A 16,920-nucleotide genomic window follows, 5' to 3' on the forward strand; every position below is an offset into this window, starting at 1 on the left:
TGCGTGTCGTCCCGTCAGATGGCCACGTTCTGGAGCTTCTTGCGACGGCCGTAGATCAGCGTCGCCAGTGCACGCGATACGGTGATCGCGGTGAACATGGAAGCGAAAATACCGATGATCATGGTCAGCGCGAAGCCCTTCAGCGGACCGGTACCGAATGCGAACAGCGCCACACCGACGATCAGGCCGGTCAGGTTGGCGTCGAGGATGGTGCCCGACGCACGCTCGTAACCGGTCACGATCGCGGTCTTGCCCGGCACGCCGGCACGCAGCTCCTCACGGATACGTTCGTTGATCAGCACGTTGGCGTCGACCGACAGACCGACCGACAACGCCAGGCCGGCGAAGCCCGGCAAGGTCATGGTCGCGCCGAACAGCGACATCACCGCCACCACGATCAGCAGGTTGAACAGCATCGCGACCGAGGTGATCAGGCCGAACATGCGGTAGTAGATGGTGAAGAACACCAGGGTGAACATGAACGCGTAGACCACCGCGGTGATGCCGTTCTTGACGTTCTCAGCACCCAGACTCGGGCCGACCACGCGCTCTTCGACGAAATCCATCGGCGCAGCCAGCGAGCCCGACTTCAGCAGCTTGGCCAGGTCCTCGGCTTCCTTCTTCTGCAGACCGGTGGTCTGGAAGTTCTTGCCGAACACGCCGTTGATGTTGGCCACCGAGATGACTTCCTCGTTGACCTTGAAGCCACGCACTTCCTCACCGTCGACGACGGTCACCGTCGGCACGCGCTCGGTGTAGACCACAGCCATCGGCTTGTTCACGTTGGCGCTGGTGAAGTCGAACATGCGCTGGCCACCGACATTGTTCAGCGTCACGCTGACTGCCGGGGTGCCACTGGTGGAATCGGTCACCGCCTGCGCGGCCACCATCTGGTCACCGGTGACGATCACGCGCTTGTTCAGCAGCACCGGACCGCCGTTGTCACGACGCTGGTAGACCTTGGCTTCCGGCGGGATACGACCCGAGGCTATGGCATCCTGCGCGTTGCCGTCCACAACCGCCCGGTATTCCAGGGTGGCAGTGGCACCGATCATGCGCTTGGCTTCTGCCGTGTCCTGCACACCCGGCAGCTGCACCACCACGCGGTCAGCGCCCTGGCGCTGGATGATCGGCTCGGACACGCCGAGCTGGTTCACGCGGTTGCGCAGGGTGTTGATGTTCTGCTCGATGGCGCCGTTGGCGATCTGCGCGATCTCGGCTTCCGGAATGGAGACCGTGATGCGGTTGCCACTGACGTCATAGCCGAGGGTCGGCTGCGCCTTGGCCAGCGCGGCACGGGCACGGGTACCGGCGTCTTCGCCGGCCGACGGGCTCAGGTTGGCGACGATGGTGTTGTCGGCACGACGCTCGACTGACTGGTAGGCGATGCGCGCATCACGCAGGGTGCTGCGCACGTCCTCGGTGTAGGCATCCAGGCGCTTGTCCAGCGCGGCTTTCTGGTCGACCTGCAGCACGAAGTGCACGCCGCCCTGCAGGTCCAGGCCCAGCACCATCGGGCGGCCGCCGAGCTTGGCCAGCCAGTCCGGCACGGTCGAGGCCAGGTTCAGGGCAACCGTGTAGTTCTCGCCCACGCTGTCACGCAGCGCATCGCTGGCGGCAGACTGCGACTTCAGGTCCGACAGGCGGACGATCAGGCTGTCCCCTTCCTTCTCTGCGCCGATCGTGGTGACACCGGCCTTCTTCAGGTCGGCCAGCACACGGTCGCGCAGCGCATCGTCGATCTGCCCGCCACGGTTGGCGGTGATCTGGATGGCCGGGTCCTTCTGGTAGATGTTGGGCAGTGCGTACAGCGTGCTGAGCGCCAGTACGATCACGATGACGACGTACTTCCAGCGTGGAAATTCGAGCATTGCTTGGGTCCCGCGCGGCGCCATCCCCGGCGCCGCGGTTGTGCTTCAGAAAGGGAGTGGCTTACTTGGCCGAATCCAGGGTACCGGTCGGCAGCACGCTGCCGACAGCACCCTTCTGCACGCGGATGCGCACGTTCTCGGCCACTTCGACGGTGACGAAGTTGTCGCCGATATCGGTGACCTTGCCGGCGATGCCGCCGTTGGTCAGCACTTCGTCGCCGCGCTTGATCTTCTCCAGCATGGCCTTGTGCTCCTTCTGCCGCTTCATCTGCGGGCGGATCATCAGGAAGTACATGATGGCGATCAGGATGATCGGGAACAGCAGCGTGGTCAGGCCCATGCCCTGCGGTTGGCCGCCAGCGGCCTGGGCGTGGGCGGCGGGAATCAGGAAGGCAAGCAGGTTCATCGTTGGTCCTTTGGTTGGGCGGCGCTTCGGCCGTTTCACGGGCACGAGGTGTCGACCGCGGATCTGGGTCAGCCTTGAAGTATGCCACGGCCCCGGGCGTTCGTCCTTGGGCCGTTTGGCAGGGGGTGCTGCGGGTTTACAGGGGCGGCGCTACCGCCCCGCGTGCTGCGTAGAAGGACTCGCGGAAGGCCAGGAAGGTTCCCGCCTCGATGGCTGCGCGGATGTCGGCCATCAGTTTTTCGTAATAGAAGAGGTTGTGCTGGGTGCCCAGCATCGGCGCCAGCATCTCGTTGCAGCGGTCCAGATGGCGCAGGTACGAGCGGGTATAACCGCCGGCGCAGGCCACGCAGCCACAGCCCGGCTCGATCGGGTCCATGTCCCGCGCGTACTGCGAATTGCGGATGCGGACGGTACCGAACGAGGTGAAATAGTGGCCGTTGCGCGCATTCCGGGTCGGCATCACGCAATCGAACATGTCCACGCCACGTGCGACACCCTCGACCAGGTCTTCAGGACGGCCCACGCCCATCAGGTAGCGCGGACGGTCGGCGGGCAGCTCGGGGTCCAGATGGTCGAGCATGGCGTTGCGCTCGTCTTCCGGCTCACCCACGGCCAGGCCGCCGATGGCATAGCCGTCGAAGCCGATCCCCTGCAGGGCCTCGGCCGAACGGCTGCGCAGGTCGGTATGCACCCCGCCCTGGACGATGCCGAACAGGGCCGCGTCGTTGCCGAGTTCATCATGCGCGTTGCGGCTGCGCTGGGCCCAGCGCAGGCTCAGCTCCATCGAGCGGCGGGCGACGTCTTCGGTGGCCGGGTACGGCGTGCACTCGTCGAAGATCATCACCACGTCCGAATCGAGCACCTTCTGGATCTTCATGCTCTCTTCCGGCCCCAGGAACACGCGGGCACCGTCAGTCGGCGAGGCGAAGGTCACGCCCTGCTCGGTGATCTTGCGGCGGTGGGCCAGCGAGAACACCTGGAAGCCGCCGGAGTCGGTCAGGATCGGCCCATCCCAGCGGCAGAAGCCGTGCAGGCCGCCATGGTCGGCGATGATGTCCAGGCCCGGGCGCAGGTACAGGTGGAAGGTGTTGCCGAGGATGATCTCGGCGCCCAGTGCCCGCACCTGGTCCGGCAGGATGCCCTTGACCGAGCCATAGGTCCCCACCGGCATGAAGGCCGGCGTTTCCACCGTGCCACGCGGGAAGGTCAGGCGGCCACGGCGGGCGCGGCCATCACGGGTCTGGAGCTGGAACTGCAATCGGGACATGGAGCGGTCGTTCGGGCAAATAGTCGCCCATTGTCTCCCAAGAAGGCGTGCGCACCAAGGTGCGCCCCCACAAGGGTGCCCCGCCCTCTCAGCCCGGCTGCGGGAACAGCAGCATCGCGTCGCCGTAGCTGAAGAACCGGTAGCGCTGCTCGATGGCGTGCTGATAGGCCTCGAACACCCGCTCCTTGCCGGCAAAGGCCGAGATCATCATCAGCAGCGTGCTTTCGGGCAGATGGAAGTTGGTCACCATCGCGTCGACACTGCGGATCCGGTAGCCCGGGGTGATGAAGATCTGTGTTTCGCCAGCGAACGGCAGCAATTCGCCATCGCGCATCGCGCTTTCCAGCGCGCGCACCACGGTGGTGCCGACCCCGATCACCCGGCCACCCGCCGCGCGCGCGCGTCGCACCTGCTGCACCAGCTCTGCACCCACGTTCAGCCACTCGCGGTGCATCACGTGGTCCTTCAGGTCGTCGGCGCGCACCGGCTGGAACGTGCCTGCGCCCACGTGCAGGGTGACGTGGCCGAAATCCACGCCCTTGTCCTTCAGCGCCGCCAGCAGCGCTTCATCGAAATGCAGGCCGGCGGTCGGCGCCGCCACCGCGCCCACTTCGCGGGCGAACACGGTCTGGTAGCGCTCGCGGTCATCCACGCCCGGCTCGCGCTGGATGTAAGGCGGCAACGGCAGCCGGCCAGCGTGCAGCAGCCACTGTTCCAGCGACTCCGGCACATGGAACTGCAGCAGGTAGAACTCGCCATCGCGGCCGAGCACTTCGGCTTCGCCGCCGGCATCCAGGGCGATGCGGCTGCCAGCCTTCGGCGACTTGCTGGCCCCCACCTGGGCCCTCGCCTGCTGGCCGCCAAGCAGGCGCTCGATCAGGATCTCCACGCGGCCACCGCTGGCCTTCTGCCCGAACAGGCGCGCCGGGATCACGCGGGTGTCGTTGAACACCAGCAGGTCGCCCGGTTGCAGCAGCGACGGCAGGTCGCGTACCTGCAGGTCGGTGAAGGCAGCCGGCGCCGGCGGCACCAGCAGCAGGCGGCTCGCCGAGCGTTCGGCCAAGGGGGCCTGGGCGATCAGTTCGGCCGGCAGTTCGTAATGGAAATCGGACTTCTTCAAGGCAGTGGACGGCAACAGGTCGACAATGGCGCGCATTGTACGTCCAGCGTCTGCGAGCCTGCGCAGCGGACTTCGAACGTCGGGCAAAATGCTGCTATGCAGCAGTCTTTTGCGGGGTTATCGCGCAAAAAAACAAGTGCTAGCATCGACGAGGAAGTCCGCTGCACGAGCCCGCCCCAAGCGCGCGTGAAGACGCGCGTTTTGCTTTTGAAGGCCCGTGCGACCCAACGTTTCAGGAGATCTGCAATGAGCTTCATCGAACGCCTCGCCCCCCTCCGCGCCCAGCCCGGCACCCGCCTCACCAACGGCCTGGATGACGCAACCCTGACCGCCCTCGCCGCCAACCATCCGCAACTGGTTGCCGCAGTCGATGCCGCTGCTGCCGAATTCGCGCGCGTGCAGGCCGAGCTGGGGCCGCTGCTGGCACAGGATGAGCAGGCGCAGATCGATGCCATGCAGGACGGCTTCGTCAATTTCTACGCCGATGATGCGGTGACCCCGTATGTGGCGCTGGCCGCACGCGGCCCGTGGGTGGTCACCCTGAAGGGCGCGGTGCTGTACGACGCCGGTGGCTACGGCATGCTCGGCTTCGGTCATACCCCCGATGCAGTCATGGAGGCGATGTCACGGCCGCAGGTGATGGCCAACATCATGACCCCCAGCCTGTCCCAGCAGCGCTTCATCACCGCGCTGCGGGCCGAGATCGGCCACCGTCGTGGCGGCTGCCCCTTTACGCGCTTCATGTGCCTGAATTCCGGTTCGGAAGCGGTTGGCTTGGCTGCGCGCATCGCCGACGTCAACGCCAAGCTGCAGACCGACCCGGGCGCCCGCCATGCCGGTGCGGCAATCAAGCGCGTGGTCATCAAGGGCAGCTTCCACGGCCGTACCGACCGCCCGGCGCTGTATTCCGATTCCAGCCGCAAGACCTACATGCAGCACCTGGCAAGCTACCGTGGCGAGGAGTCGGTGATCACCGTCGCGCCGTACGACGAAGCCGGCCTGCGCAAGGTGTTCGAGGATGCCGCGCACAACAACTGGTTCATCGAAGCGGTGTTCCTGGAGCCGGTGATGGGTGAAGGTGACCCGGGCCGCTCCGTGCCGCCGGCCTTCTATGCGCTGGCCCGCGAACTGACCCGTGCCCACGGCAGCCTGCTGCTGCTGGACTCGATCCAGGCCGGCCTGCGCGCCCATGGCGTGCTGTCGGTGGTCGACTATCCGGGCTTCGAAGGCCTGGATGCGCCGGACATGGAGACCTATTCCAAGGCGCTGAACGCTGCACAGTATCCGTTGTCGGTGCTGGCAGTGACCGAGCACGCCGCGCAGCTGTACCGCAAGGGCATCTACGGCAACACCATGACCAGCAACCCGCGTGCGCTGGACGTGGCCTGCGCCACCCTGGCCCAGCTGACCCCGCAGGTCCGCGCGGCGATTTCCGAGCGTGGCGCCGAGGCGGTGCGCAAACTGGAGCAGCTGAAGAACGAGCTGGGCGGCCTGATCACCAAGGTGCAGGGCACCGGCCTGCTGTTCTCCTGCGAGCTGGCGCCGCAGTTCAAGTGCTATGGCGCCAATTCCACCGAGGAATGGCTGCGCCAGCACGGCATCAACGTGATCCACGGCGGCGAGAACTCACTGCGATTCACCCCGCACTTCGGCATGGACAGCAGCGAGCTGGACCTGCTGGTGGGCATGGTGGGCCGCGCGCTGCGTGAAGGGCCCCGCCGCGAACAGGCTGCCGCTGCGTAACCGCAGACCTTCGTAGAGCCGGGCGCTGCCCTGCTGAAAGGCTGACGGACTGGCCGTGATCTGAACGAAATACCGCCGGGCATGGCCCGGCGCTACAGAGAACAACGGCAAGGCCTCATAATTGCCCGGACACCCCGCCCTGCGACCGGCTCCACTGGTCGACGGCGGGGCGTTTTCGTTTCCGGCCAAGACAGGAAGATCCATGAAGTCGATCTGTGTGTACTGCGGTTCCAACGCTGGCAGCAAGCCGGTCTACACCGAACGCGCCATTGCGCTGGGCGATCGCATCGCCCGCGACGGCATGCGTCTGGTGTACGGCGGCGGCAATGTCGGCCTGATGGGCACCGTGGCCAATGCCGTGCTCGCCGCCGGCGGTGAGGTCACCGGCGTGATTCCGCGCCAGCTGGCCGACTGGGAAGTGGCCCATCGCGGCCTGACCGAACTGGAGATCGTCGGTTCGATGCATGAGCGCAAGTCGCGCATGTTCGATCTGTCCGACGGCTTCGTCGCCCTGCCCGGCGGCTTCGGCACCATGGAAGAGATCTTCGAGATGCTGACCTGGCGCCAGCTCGGCATCGGCAACAAGCCCTGCGCCTTCCTCGACGTGGACGGCTTCTACGCACCGCTGATCGGCATGATCGATCGCATGGTGGAAGAGCGCTTCCTGCACCCCGAGCAGCGCCAGGACCTGTGGTACGGGTCGGACATCGAGGAGATGCTGGCCTGGATGAAGAACTACCAGCCGGCCCAGGCCTCGAAGTGGATCGACGAGAAGCGCCGCGCGGCGCTGCGTTGAAGGTTGCGTGCGCGGTGGCTCAGGCCGCCGCGCGCGTCCACGGTGCCGGCCGGCCCAGCAGGTAACCCTGGCCGTAGTCGCAGCCGAGCTCAAACAGCGTGTCACGCTGCGCCTCGGTCTCGATGCCTTCGCCGATCGTCTCGATGCCCAGCGTGCGTGCCAGTGACAGCACGCCTTCGACCAGCGCGCGCGTGCTCTGCGCCTCCGGGCCGTGCAGGCCGGCAATGAAGCTCTGGTCGATCTTCAATGTGCTGATCGGGAAACGGTGCAGGTAGGACAGCGCCGAGAAGCCCGTACCAAAATCATCCAGCTGCACCTGGATGCCACTTTCACGCAGGCCCTTCAGGATGCGCAGCGTGTGCGGACTGTCGTCGAGCAGCGCGACCTCGGTGATCTCCAGCCGCAGCCGCCGCGGGTCCGCATTGCACGCCTCCAGCAAGCCATACAGCCGCGCGCTGAACTCGGCGGAGCGGAAATGCCGTGGCGACACGTTGACCGAAACATAGCCACGCCCGCCGTCGGCAAGGCCGGCAATGACCTGCTCATAGATCAGCCAATCGACCTGCTCGATCAGGCCACTTTCCTCGCCCAGTTCCAGGAACGCGCCCGGCAGCAGCAGGCCACGGCGCTCGTGCTTCCAGCGCAGCAGGGCCTCGTGGCCGACCACCTCGCCGTCGGACAGGCGCACGATCGGCTGGTAGAACGGCACGAAATCACGGTTGTTGATCGCCCGCCGCAGGTCGGCCTCAAGATCCAGGCTGCGCAGCGCCTGCTCGCGCATCTCCTCATCGAAGATCGAGCAGCGGTCGTGGCCCTGCGCCTTGGCCCGGTACATCGCCGCATCGGCGTCACGCAGCAGTTCTTCACCGGTGCGATAACGCGGGTTCCACAAGGCGATGCCCAGGCTGCCGGAGGGAAACAGCTCCCGACCGGCGATCCACATCGACTCCTGCAGTGCCAACAACAACCGCTGGCCGAAATCCAGGGCCTGCGCCAGTCCATCCGGGCATTGCAGCAGCACGGCGAACTCATCGCCACCCAGGCGCGCCACCACGTCGTTGTCGCCCGCCATCGATACGATGCGCTTGGCCACTTCCACCAGCATGCGATCACCGGCGGCGTGGCCGATGCTGTCGTTGACCAGCTTGAAGCGGTCAAGGTCCAGGAACAGCACTGCGAACACCGGGCCGCCTTCGCGCCGGGCCAGCGCCAGCGCATCCTGCAGCCTGTCCAGCAGGTGCAGGCGGTTGGGCAGCCCGGTCAACGCGTCGTGCATGGCCTGATGGGTGAGGCGCTGCTCGGCGCGCAGGCGTTCGCCGATCTGGCCCAGCAGCTTTTCGTTGACCTCGCCCAGTTCGCGGGTGCGCTCTTCCACCCGTTTTTCCAGCTCGGCATGCGCCGAACGCAGGCGCTGCTGGTCGCGCTGGCGCGCAAGACCGGTGCCGATGTTCTGCGCGACGAAAATCAGCAGGCGCTGGTCATGCACGCTGAACGCGATCTGCTCGGTGTAGCTCTGCACCACAATCGCACCGACCACTTCGTCGTCGCGCAGCAGCGGCACGCCGAGCCAGCACTGCGAACGTGCGCCGGATTCGCGCACCTCGCCGGTTTCCAGCAGCGCATCGATCTGTGCACGCGAGGCCAGCAGGGGGCGCCGATGGCGGACCACATATTCGGTCAGGCCGCGACTGAACGCACGCGGTGCACGACTCGCGTTGTGCTCATCTACCGAATAGACGAAATCCAGCCCATCGCCCTCGGCATTGACCAGCGCGATATAGAAGTTGCGCGCGTCCAGCAAGCGCCCGACCACGCCGTGCACCTGCCCGTAGAACTGCGCCAGGCTGTCGGCCGACATCGCCATTTCGGCGATGTTGTACAGCGCGGTCTGCAGCTGCTCGGCGCGGCGGCGCTCGGCCACTTCATCCTGCAGGCTTAGATTGGCGCGCTGCAGTTCCTGCGTGCGCCGCTCGACCTGCTGCTCAAGCCGCACCTGCGCCTGGCGGCGGTCCATGGCGGTCTGCACGTGCTGGGCGACAAAACCCAACAGCGCGCGTTCGGCTTCGCCGTAGCGGTCGGCATGCTCGTAACTCTGCACCACGATCGCACCACACACGCGGCCATCGCGCAGCATCGGCACGCCCAGCCAGTCCAGGCTTTCCGGGCCGCGCTGCGGGTCGTGCTCCTGGTCTACCCGCGCCAGCAGTTCGCGCGAAGGCCCGCTCAGCGGCCGGCCATGCCGCAGCAACGCCACTGTCAGGCTGCGCGGCATCTGGTCGATGTCGTAACTCTGTGCAGGATCGGCAATGAAGTCATCGACCTGGTCGGCGAAGTACAGGAAGCGGATCTGCCGGCGGGCATCGTCATACTCGACGATGTAGCAGTTCTGCGCATACATCAATGTGCCCAGCACGCCATGCACGTGGCGCAGCATCTCGCCCATTTCCAGGTCGGCACCGGCCAGGTCGGCAATCTGGAACAAGGCCTGCTGCAACCGCTCGGCCTGTTCCAGCGCCTTGATCTGACCCGCCTGGCGGTCGCGCTGCAAGGCCAGCTCCATCGCCTGCCGTGCCAGCCCCCACCAGGCCGGAGAGGGTGTCGCCCCGCGCACCGACAGCAACAGGCGGGCACCGTCGTACTCCCAGTCATGACGGCCTTCGGCATGGTCGGCCAAGGGCTGCCAGACGTCCTGGCCGCCGCCACCGATCGGCCAACCGCCCTGCCCGCTGCCGAGCTGCGGATCGTCCCAACCGACGCGCACGACCGCCGTTTCCGGCAGCAGCGCATGCAGCGCGCGCACCAGCGCCGCGCTCAGCACAGGCTCGTTGTTTGACGCTTCCAGCGCGCGGTCGGCTTCGGTGGACAAATGACGTTCTCTTGGCGCCGCCTGAGCGCCGCCTCCCCTGAATTACCGAGCATAGCGCGCCACCCGGGGGGCAATGGAAGCCCGCTAACCCCGAAACGTGCCGTCGGGCGTTTTTCCTGTCGATCCTCTCCCGATTCCCGCCGTGACTGTCGCCCTGTCCCACGCCATCGCCGGCTATGCGCCACCGCCCGCAGGGCTTACCCTGTACGGCGTGGATGCCAGCGCCCTGCCAACCGATGAAGCCTTGATGCTGGCCTGGGCCGCCGGTGACGTGCACGCGTTCGAAAGCCTGTATGCACGTCATCGCAAGCGCCTGTTCGGCTTCCTGCTGCGGCAGCTGCGCGACAACGCGCTGGCCGAGGAGATGTTCCAGGACGTCTGGCAACGGGTGATCAGCGCACGGGCCGGCTGGCAGGCCGACGCGGCCTTCAGCACCTGGCTGTTCCGCATTGCCCACAACCGCCTGAATGACCACTGGCGCGCCGCCCGCCATCGCCCCCCTTCACCGGCCGATGCCGATCTGCGCCTGGCCGCGCTGGAGGATGCGCAGACCCCGGAAGCGGAACTGTCCGAATTCGAACAACGTCGCCGCATCCAACTGGCGATGGAAGAGCTGCCCGCAGAACAGCGTGAAGTGCTGCAGCTGCGGCTGGAACAGGAACTGAGCCTGGAGGAGATCGGCCAGATCACCGGCGTTGGCCGGGAAACCGTGAAATCGCGGCTGCGCTATGCGATGGACAAGCTGCGTGCGGGACTGAACGCATGAACCGAGACGATGCACTGACGCCGGAAGAACGCGAGCTGGCACGCCTGCTTGGGCGCCGCACCGAACAGAGCCCGCCGCCGGCGCTGGACGCGGCGATCCTGGCCGCCGCGCGTGCGGCCGTGGAGGCGCCGGCCCCTGAGGCGATTCCGCTGCCGGCGGCACCGCGCACGCTGCGCCCGCGCCACCGCTGGCCGGCCGTATTCGGCGTAGCCGCATCGACGGTGTTCGCCGTAGGCATTGCCTGGCAGATGCGTCCAGAGCCGCCGTCGGCCCCTGCGGAGGCGGTTGCCACCGCGCCGGCCGCACAGGAAATGGCGGCCGATGCGAGCGCCGAAGGCATGGCCTACGACAGCGCGGCCGCCGATGTCGCGGCCATCGAACCGGCACCTGCACCGACAGCAGCACCGGCACCTGCGGCGGCTGAGGCAGCACCGGCTCCGGCAGTGGCCATCGCAGACGTGCCGAAACCTGCGCCCGTAGCACCGCGGCAGTTGCCTGCCCCGATGATGGCGCCGGCACCACCACCTGCGCCTGCCGCCGACACGGCCTTTGCCGAGCCTGCCATGCCTGCGGCAGCGCCACCCGCACCCGAAGCCTATTCGGCGCCTGCATCTGCAGCGGCACCTGCAGTTCCTGCGGTTCCTGCTGCGGCTCCTGCTGCGACTCCTGCTGCGGCGATGAGGGCGCGCAAGGCCACCGCAGCAACGGCAGAAGCAGCGCCCTCCGCACAGGCCACGGCCGAAGACCGCATCGAACTCACCGCAGCCAAGCAGGACGCGGCTGGCAGAACCGCACCTGGCGTCATGCGCCGCGCCAGCGATACCGGCCTCAGCGCGGAGGCCGTGCAGGCTGAAGTGCAGGCCGACGCCGGGCTGCCCCGCCGGCAATGGCTGCAGAAGATCCGCGAGCGTCGCGATGCCGGCCAGCGTGACTTGGCCCGGGCGAGCCTGGAGCGTTACCTGCAGACCTATCCAGAGGCGCGCCTGCCAAAGGATGTGCGGCCATTGCTGGACGACTGAAGCACGTCGGCGGCAAGCCCGTAGAATGAAGGGAATGCCCGATACCCTCGCCCAACCGGTCAGCCACACCCTGGACGTCAAGCACAGCCGCTTCATCGCGCATGCCGCGCCGATCAAGGGTGCGTCTGCTGCGCTGGCATTTCTACAGGACGTGGCCGTGGCCGATGCGACCCACAACTGCTGGGCCTACCGGCACGGCCAGGACTATCGCTCCAGCGACGATGGCGAGCCGGCCGGCACCGCTGGCCGGCCGATCCTGGCAGCCATTGATGGCCAGGGATTCGACCGGGTGATGGTGGTGGTCACCCGCTGGTTCGGAGGCATCAAGCTGGGCGCCGGCGGCCTGGTCCGCGCCTACGGCGGCGCCGCTGCCGAATGCCTGCGCGCCGCGCCGCGCCTGCCATTGGTGGCGATGGCGCGGCTGCAACTGCTGGCTGGATTCGAGGACCTGGGCGCGCTGCACGCTGCCCTGCCCGCCCACGCCGCCGAAAAGCGCGATGAACAGTTCGATGCCAATGGCGTGAGATTGCGGGTGGAATTGCCCGCAGACCAGGTCGACGCATTGAAAATCCGCCTGCGCGACGCCACCCGTGATCGTATCCGTATCCAAGATGACCCCCTCGATGACTGACAAGGACGCACCGGCCTCCGACCCGGCCACCCCGCCGCTGCGCCGCCTCGGCAGCCTGCGCACGCTGTGGCCGTTCGTGCGCCGCCACAGCGGCTTGTTCAGCGCCTGGCTGCTGGCCTTGGCCGTTTCTTCGGCGGCGACCCTGAGCCTGCCGCCGGCCGTGAAGCAGATGATCGACCACGGCTTCAGCAGCGGTGGCCAGATCAACCGTGCCTTTGCGCTGCTGATGCTGGTCGCGGTAGTGCTGGCGTTGGCGACGGCCGCGCGTTTCTACTTTGTTTCGTTGCTCGGAGAGAAGGTCGTGGCGGATCTGCGCAGCCGCCTCTATGCGCACTTGATCCAGCTCGGCGCCGGCTTCCACGACCGCAGCCGCAGCGGCGAACTGGTTTCGCGCCTGACCGCCGACAGCGAACTGCTGCGCAGCGTGGTCGGCTCGACCATGTCCGTGGCGCTGCGCAGCAGCGTCACCGTGGTCGGCAGCCTGGCGATGCTGTTCGTCACCAGCCCGCGGCTGGCCGCCTGGTCGCTGCTCGGCATCCCGCTGGCGGTGCTGCCGATCATCATCGGCGCGCGCAAGCTGCGCACCATCGCGCGCAGCAGCCAGGACCGCATCGCCGATGCCAACAGCCTGGCCAGCGAAACGCTGGGCGCGGTGCGCACGGTGCAGGCGCATGCGCGCGAGCCCTATGAACGCGGCCGTTTCGACCATGCGCTGGGCGATGCGATCCGTGCCGCCCGTCGGCGCATCGGCGCGCAGTCGCTGGTCACCGCCAGCGCCATCCTGCTGGTGTTCGGCGCGATTGTCGGTGTGTTGTGGCTGGGCGCGCACGACGTCATCGACGGGCGACTCAGCGCCGGTACGCTGGGCCAGTTCGTGCTGTACGCGCTGATTGGCGGCGGTTCAGTCGGCGCACTGGCCGAAGTATGGAATGAACTGCAGCGCGCGTCCGGCGGCATGGGCCGCATCGGCGAGCTGCTGCAGGAAGATATCGAGATCCGTGCGCCGGCCACGCCGCGTGCGCTGCCGCAGCCGCTGCGTGGCGAAATCCACTTCGACGACGTGGTGTTCAACTACCCGCAGCGACCGGACCAGGCCGCACTGGACCATTTCAACCTGCACGTGCGACCGGGTGAAACCGTCGCTCTGGTCGGTCCGTCAGGTGCCGGCAAGAGCACGGTGCTGTCGATGCTGCTGCGCTTCCACGATCCGGCATCCGGCCGCATCTGCGTGGACGGCATCGATGTGCGCGACGTCGATCCGGCCGAGCTTCGCGCACAGCTCGCGCTGGTGCCGCAGCAACCGACACTGTTTGCCTCCAGTGCACGCGACAACATCCGCTATGGCCGGCTGGAGGCCAGCGACGCCGAGGTGGAAGATGCAGCCCGCGCCGCTGAGGCCGACGCCTTCCTGCGTGCGCTGCCGGAGGGCTACGACAGCGAACTGGGCGAGCGCGGTGCCCGGCTGTCCGGTGGCCAGCAGCAGCGCGTGGCGATCGCCCGTGCCTTGCTGAAGGACGCACCGATCCTGCTGCTTGACGAAGCCACCAGTGCGCTGGACGCGCAGAGCGAGCACGGCGTGCAGCAGGCACTGGAACGATTGATGGCCGGGCGCACCACGGTGGTCATCGCCCACCGGCTGGCGACCGTGCTGAAGGCCGACCGCATCGTGGTGATGGATCATGGCCGCATCGTGGCCGAGGGCACGCATGCCGAGCTGCTGGCTGAAGGCGGCCTGTATGCCGAACTTGCACGCCTGCAGTTCATCGATTGATGACGGCCGGCTAACAGCGGTCGGATCATTCTGACAGCGTTGCAAAGAACCACTGAAGGAGGTCAATCATGTCGTTCCGTCAGTTTCCCGCTGTCGACAGCAATGGTGAAAGCCACATCATCATCGAGTTCAAGCCCGAGGCCAGCGGCAGCGGGCATGGCTCCGAGACAACGCCGCGTTATGAACTCGACGACGGACGCCAGCTGGTGCGCAATGGCCGCGAGTTCACCACCAGCGGCGGTGAAGTCAGGTTGTCGATCTAGCGGTCCGCTGTAGCGCCGAGCCCAGATCGCCTCAGCCGTTGGCTCCGTCAAAGAATAGGTTGGTCATTTCTTGACCAACCATCTTGACAGCCTTGCCCGCCAAGGCCTGCAGCTGGTTATCCACATGTTTGCGCAGAAGCCATCCACACCACCTGTGGATGAATGCTTCTACGCGAGCACCCGGCCGATCCCGCTGGCATCCACCTCGGCGGCGGCGGCGGCGATAGCCCTTCGCTCGCTGCCCGCCACGAAGCCGATACGGAAATGCACCTCACCGGTGGGCGTTCGCGAGGAATGGATCGAGGCCAGGCTGATGCCATGCTGCTCGAACACGTTGAGCAGTTCGCGCAACGAACCCGCGCGGTCTTCAGGCAGATGCACTGACAGGGCGTTGCGCTCGGTCAGGTCGGCCAGCAGATAGCCGACGCGCTCGAAGGTGTAATTTCCCGCAGCCAGCGCCTGATCACCGAAGGCACTCTTGTTGGCCCCCAGCAGGTGTTCGCGGAATGCGCCGCGCGCGGCATCGTCGCCCTGCCCGACCTGTGCCTGCAGCGTCTGCAGCTGGCCGATCAAGCGTTGCAGCATAGGCGCCACATAGGGATTGCCGAACTGGATGTCTTCGTAGATCGCCGGATTCAACGACAGGATGCGCGAGATGATCGCCGTATCCAGTTCGAACGAAGCCGATCGATACGGCAGCATCGCCGCCAGCGTACCCAACTGCGGCTGGTACTCGCGCAGCACGCCCGCCTGGGCCAGATGGGTCGCATGCACCATCGCCTGCACCAGCGCCATCATCTGGTCATGGTGCTGCGGCGTGGCCCGCACGCACTCTGCCTGCAGTGCCAGGCACAGCGCGTCCACCCAAGGCCGCCAGTGCTGCAGTCGCGCCTCGCAGACCACCATCACCCGGCCTTTCAGAGTCGGCGCCTTGGGTGGCGCCGTCATCGGATGCAGGCCCACCACCTCGGCGCGCGAGGCCAGCATCGCCTGCACCGGCGCTTCCTTCACCGAGGTCACATCCAGCCACAAGCGTTCCTGCTCGCGGCCAGCCGACAGGCGCGTGTATTCGGCAATCAATGCGGACGTGTGCCGGATGGGTGCGGAGAACACCAGCACATCGGCCTGTTCCAGCAGCTGCTCCGGCGCATGCGAGCCCGGATCAGCCGGATCGTGGCCGATCACCTGCACCTGCATGTGCTGTTCGAAGAAGCGGGTCAGCCAGCGCCCATAGGCGCCGGCACTTCCGACGATGCCGACCGTGCGCGGCGTGCGTTCGTGCAGCTCGCTCATGCCAGCCGTTCGGCGCGGAAGCGCATCCCGTCAGCCAAGGCCGCCGGTGCGGCCGCGATCACGTCGAATTCTTCGAAACCATGGGCCAGGGTCGCCTCCAACGCCGCATGGGTGCCGGCGATGGCACGCGAGATGGCCATCTGCATCGGCTCACCGCGCAGCAGGAAGGACACCATCAGCGACATCAGCACATCGCCGGTACCCGCCACGTCGACCGGCAGCAGCGGCGAGGTCCAGCGCCAGGTTTCCTCGCGACCCACAGCCAGCGTCACCAGCTCGCCCGGATTGCCGCCGACGCTGTGTGCCAGCACCCATTGCGGACCGCGCGCCAGCAGCGCACGCGAGGCGGCGATGGCATCGGCTTCGGCCAGCGCCGGCATGCCGGTCAGGCGACCGAGTTCGAAGGCATTCGGGGTAACCAGCCAGGCATGCGGCAGCAGGCGTTCAGCGAAGATCGCCTCCAGGCCTGGCTCCACGTAGGGACCGGTGTGGGTATCGCCGATCACCGGGTCCAGGCAGTAGCGCAGCTGCGGGCATGCCGGCAGGATCTCGTCCAGCCAATCGGCAAACGCGGCCCCATTGGCGGCGCTGCCGAAATAGCCGGACACCAGCATCTTCGCCCGCTGCGGAAGGCCACGTTCGTGCGTGCCGAGCAACAGGTCGGCAAACCAGTCGCTGGGCAGCACACGGCCACGGGTGGTCTCGTAGAACGGCGCATTGCTCAGCAGCGTGGTCGGGATCGAGGCCACGCGCACGCCGAGCGCGCGCATCGGCGGCAGCGCGGCGCTGTTGCCGGCATGGCCGTAGACCAGTTGTGATTGGACCGAAATGACATCGATCGGCGAAGGGCCGTCGGGCCGCTGGCGGCGGCCGTGGACCAGGTGGTTGTCGAGGGATTCGCTCATGCCCGCATTCTACGCCCAAGGGGGTTTTCGGCAGGGCTGCGCCCTGCACCTGCAGAGGCAACAGCCACAGCCAAAGCCGAGGCAACAGCAACAGCGGCACTCCGAGGAATGGCGGGGCACTGTGGGTTTGCGGGGACGCCGTGAATCCGTCCATGGAGGCTTGGTCGCCGCATCCATGCGGCTCACACCCCGCAAACCCACAG

At 66.9% G+C, this 16,920-nt stretch carries 14 protein-coding genes; 7 read left to right on the top strand and 7 right to left on the bottom strand.

All coding sequences use genetic code 11. The features are described from left to right. Nucleotides 1-14 precede the first annotated feature (14 nt). From secD to queA, 4 genes are all read right to left on the bottom strand, one after another. Nucleotides 15-1,871, bottom strand: a complete 1,857-nt coding sequence (secD, locus tag WKB25_RS13650) for a protein translocase subunit SecD (protein ID WP_340571208.1) — start codon at nt 1,869-1,871, stop codon at nt 15-17. A 61-nt stretch (nt 1,872-1,932) separates the two neighbouring features. After that, the gene (gene yajC / locus WKB25_RS13655; protein WP_025875124.1) at nt 1,933-2,277 is read right to left on the bottom strand and encodes a preprotein translocase subunit YajC; all 345 of its coding nucleotides are present in this window, start codon (nt 2,275-2,277) and stop codon (nt 1,933-1,935) included. Nucleotides 2,278-2,413: 136 nt separating this feature from the next. Then, nucleotides 2,414-3,544 carry a tRNA guanosine(34) transglycosylase Tgt gene (gene tgt, locus WKB25_RS13660; RefSeq protein WP_025875126.1) on the bottom strand — a complete coding sequence of 377 codons (1,131 nt, stop codon included), beginning with the start codon at nt 3,542-3,544 and terminating at the stop codon, nt 2,414-2,416. An 88-nt stretch (nt 3,545-3,632) separates the two neighbouring features. Next, nucleotides 3,633-4,664, bottom strand: a complete 1,032-nt coding sequence (gene queA / locus WKB25_RS13665) for a tRNA preQ1(34) S-adenosylmethionine ribosyltransferase-isomerase QueA (protein ID WP_340571221.1) — start codon at nt 4,662-4,664, stop codon at nt 3,633-3,635. Nucleotides 4,665-4,910: 246 nt separating this feature from the next. Here queA and WKB25_RS13670 point away from each other — a divergent pair, with 246 nt between their 5' ends. Both WKB25_RS13670 and WKB25_RS13675 read left to right on the top strand, forming a co-directional pair. Next, a complete protein-coding gene (locus WKB25_RS13670; RefSeq protein ID WP_340571210.1) occupies nt 4,911-6,407 on the top strand; it encodes an aminotransferase class III-fold pyridoxal phosphate-dependent enzyme in 1,497 nt (498 codons plus the stop codon). Nucleotides 6,408-6,609: 202 nt separating this feature from the next. Further along, nucleotides 6,610-7,203 carry a TIGR00730 family Rossman fold protein gene (locus WKB25_RS13675; RefSeq protein WP_025875132.1) on the top strand — a complete coding sequence of 198 codons (594 nt, stop codon included), beginning with the start codon at nt 6,610-6,612 and terminating at the stop codon, nt 7,201-7,203. Nucleotides 7,204-7,222: 19 nt separating this feature from the next. Here the strand turns inward: WKB25_RS13675 and WKB25_RS13680 are convergent, their stop codons facing one another. Next, on the bottom strand, nt 7,223-10,069 hold the full coding sequence (locus WKB25_RS13680) for an EAL domain-containing protein (RefSeq protein WP_340571211.1): 2,847 nt from the start codon (nt 10,067-10,069) through the stop codon (nt 7,223-7,225). A gap of 247 nt (nt 10,070-10,316) precedes the next feature. On the opposite strand from WKB25_RS13680, the gene WKB25_RS13685 reads away from it, so the two are divergent. From WKB25_RS13685 to WKB25_RS13705, 5 genes are all read left to right on the top strand, one after another. Beyond that, the gene (locus WKB25_RS13685) at nt 10,317-10,835 is read left to right on the top strand and encodes an RNA polymerase sigma factor (RefSeq protein WP_340571222.1); all 519 of its coding nucleotides are present in this window, start codon (nt 10,317-10,319) and stop codon (nt 10,833-10,835) included. Then, nucleotides 10,832-11,854: a hypothetical protein gene (locus WKB25_RS13690; RefSeq protein ID WP_340571213.1), complete on the top strand. Its 1,023-nt coding sequence runs from the start codon at nt 10,832-10,834 to the stop codon at nt 11,852-11,854. Before WKB25_RS13685 ends, WKB25_RS13690 begins: the two co-directional genes overlap by 4 nt. A 34-nt stretch (nt 11,855-11,888) precedes the next feature. Then, on the top strand, nt 11,889-12,485 hold the full coding sequence (locus WKB25_RS13695; protein ID WP_340571214.1) for a YigZ family protein: 597 nt from the start codon (nt 11,889-11,891) through the stop codon (nt 12,483-12,485). Continuing rightward, the gene (locus WKB25_RS13700) at nt 12,478-14,256 is read left to right on the top strand and encodes an ABC transporter transmembrane domain-containing protein (RefSeq protein WP_340571215.1); all 1,779 of its coding nucleotides are present in this window, start codon (nt 12,478-12,480) and stop codon (nt 14,254-14,256) included. The genes WKB25_RS13695 and WKB25_RS13700 overlap by 8 nt, the downstream gene beginning before the upstream one ends. Nucleotides 14,257-14,324: 68 nt before the next feature. After that, nucleotides 14,325-14,519 carry a hypothetical protein gene (locus WKB25_RS13705; RefSeq protein ID WP_088101408.1) on the top strand — a complete coding sequence of 65 codons (195 nt, stop codon included), beginning with the start codon at nt 14,325-14,327 and terminating at the stop codon, nt 14,517-14,519. 168 nt (nt 14,520-14,687) lie between these two features. On the opposite strand, the gene WKB25_RS13710 is transcribed toward WKB25_RS13705, so the two are convergent. Together WKB25_RS13710 and pdxY are read right to left on the bottom strand one after the other, a co-directional pair. Beyond that, a complete protein-coding gene (locus WKB25_RS13710) occupies nt 14,688-15,812 on the bottom strand; it encodes a prephenate dehydrogenase (protein ID WP_340571217.1) in 1,125 nt (374 codons plus the stop codon). Beyond that, complete coding sequence (gene pdxY, locus WKB25_RS13715; RefSeq protein ID WP_059063846.1) at nt 15,809-16,717, bottom strand: pyridoxal kinase; 909 nt, start codon at nt 16,715-16,717, stop codon at nt 15,809-15,811. The genes WKB25_RS13710 and pdxY overlap by 4 nt, the downstream gene beginning before the upstream one ends. Nucleotides 16,718-16,920 lie beyond the last annotated feature (203 nt).

It is taken from the genome of Stenotrophomonas sp. G106K1 (assembly GCF_037969685.1).
In the GTDB taxonomy this organism is placed as follows: domain Bacteria; phylum Pseudomonadota; class Gammaproteobacteria; order Xanthomonadales; family Xanthomonadaceae; genus Stenotrophomonas; species Stenotrophomonas lactitubi.

What these genes read in the sequence shown, in the direction of transcription:
- WKB25_RS13670 (WP_340571210.1), top strand. Translation starts at nt 4,911, where the DNA reads ATGAGCTTCATCGAACGCCTCGCCCCCCTCCGCGCCCAGCCCGGCACC.
- yajC (WP_025875124.1), bottom strand. Translation starts at nt 2,277, where the DNA reads ATGAACCTGCTTGCCTTCCTGATTCCCGCCGCCCACGCCCAGGCCGCT.
- pdxY (WP_059063846.1), bottom strand. Translation starts at nt 16,717, where the DNA reads ATGAGCGAATCCCTCGACAACCACCTGGTCCACGGCCGCCGCCAGCGG.
- WKB25_RS13710 (WP_340571217.1), bottom strand. Translation starts at nt 15,812, where the DNA reads ATGAGCGAGCTGCACGAACGCACGCCGCGCACGGTCGGCATCGTCGGA.
- WKB25_RS13685 (WP_340571222.1), top strand. Translation starts at nt 10,317, where the DNA reads ATGCTGGCCTGGGCCGCCGGTGACGTGCACGCGTTCGAAAGCCTGTAT.
- secD (WP_340571208.1), bottom strand. Translation starts at nt 1,871, where the DNA reads ATGCTCGAATTTCCACGCTGGAAGTACGTCGTCATCGTGATCGTACTG.
- WKB25_RS13700 (WP_340571215.1), top strand. Translation starts at nt 12,478, where the DNA reads ATGACTGACAAGGACGCACCGGCCTCCGACCCGGCCACCCCGCCGCTG.
- WKB25_RS13705 (WP_088101408.1), top strand. Translation starts at nt 14,325, where the DNA reads ATGTCGTTCCGTCAGTTTCCCGCTGTCGACAGCAATGGTGAAAGCCAC.
- WKB25_RS13690 (WP_340571213.1), top strand. Translation starts at nt 10,832, where the DNA reads ATGAACCGAGACGATGCACTGACGCCGGAAGAACGCGAGCTGGCACGC.
- WKB25_RS13675 (WP_025875132.1), top strand. Translation starts at nt 6,610, where the DNA reads ATGAAGTCGATCTGTGTGTACTGCGGTTCCAACGCTGGCAGCAAGCCG.
- WKB25_RS13695 (WP_340571214.1), top strand. Translation starts at nt 11,889, where the DNA reads ATGCCCGATACCCTCGCCCAACCGGTCAGCCACACCCTGGACGTCAAG.
- tgt (WP_025875126.1), bottom strand. Translation starts at nt 3,544, where the DNA reads ATGTCCCGATTGCAGTTCCAGCTCCAGACCCGTGATGGCCGCGCCCGC.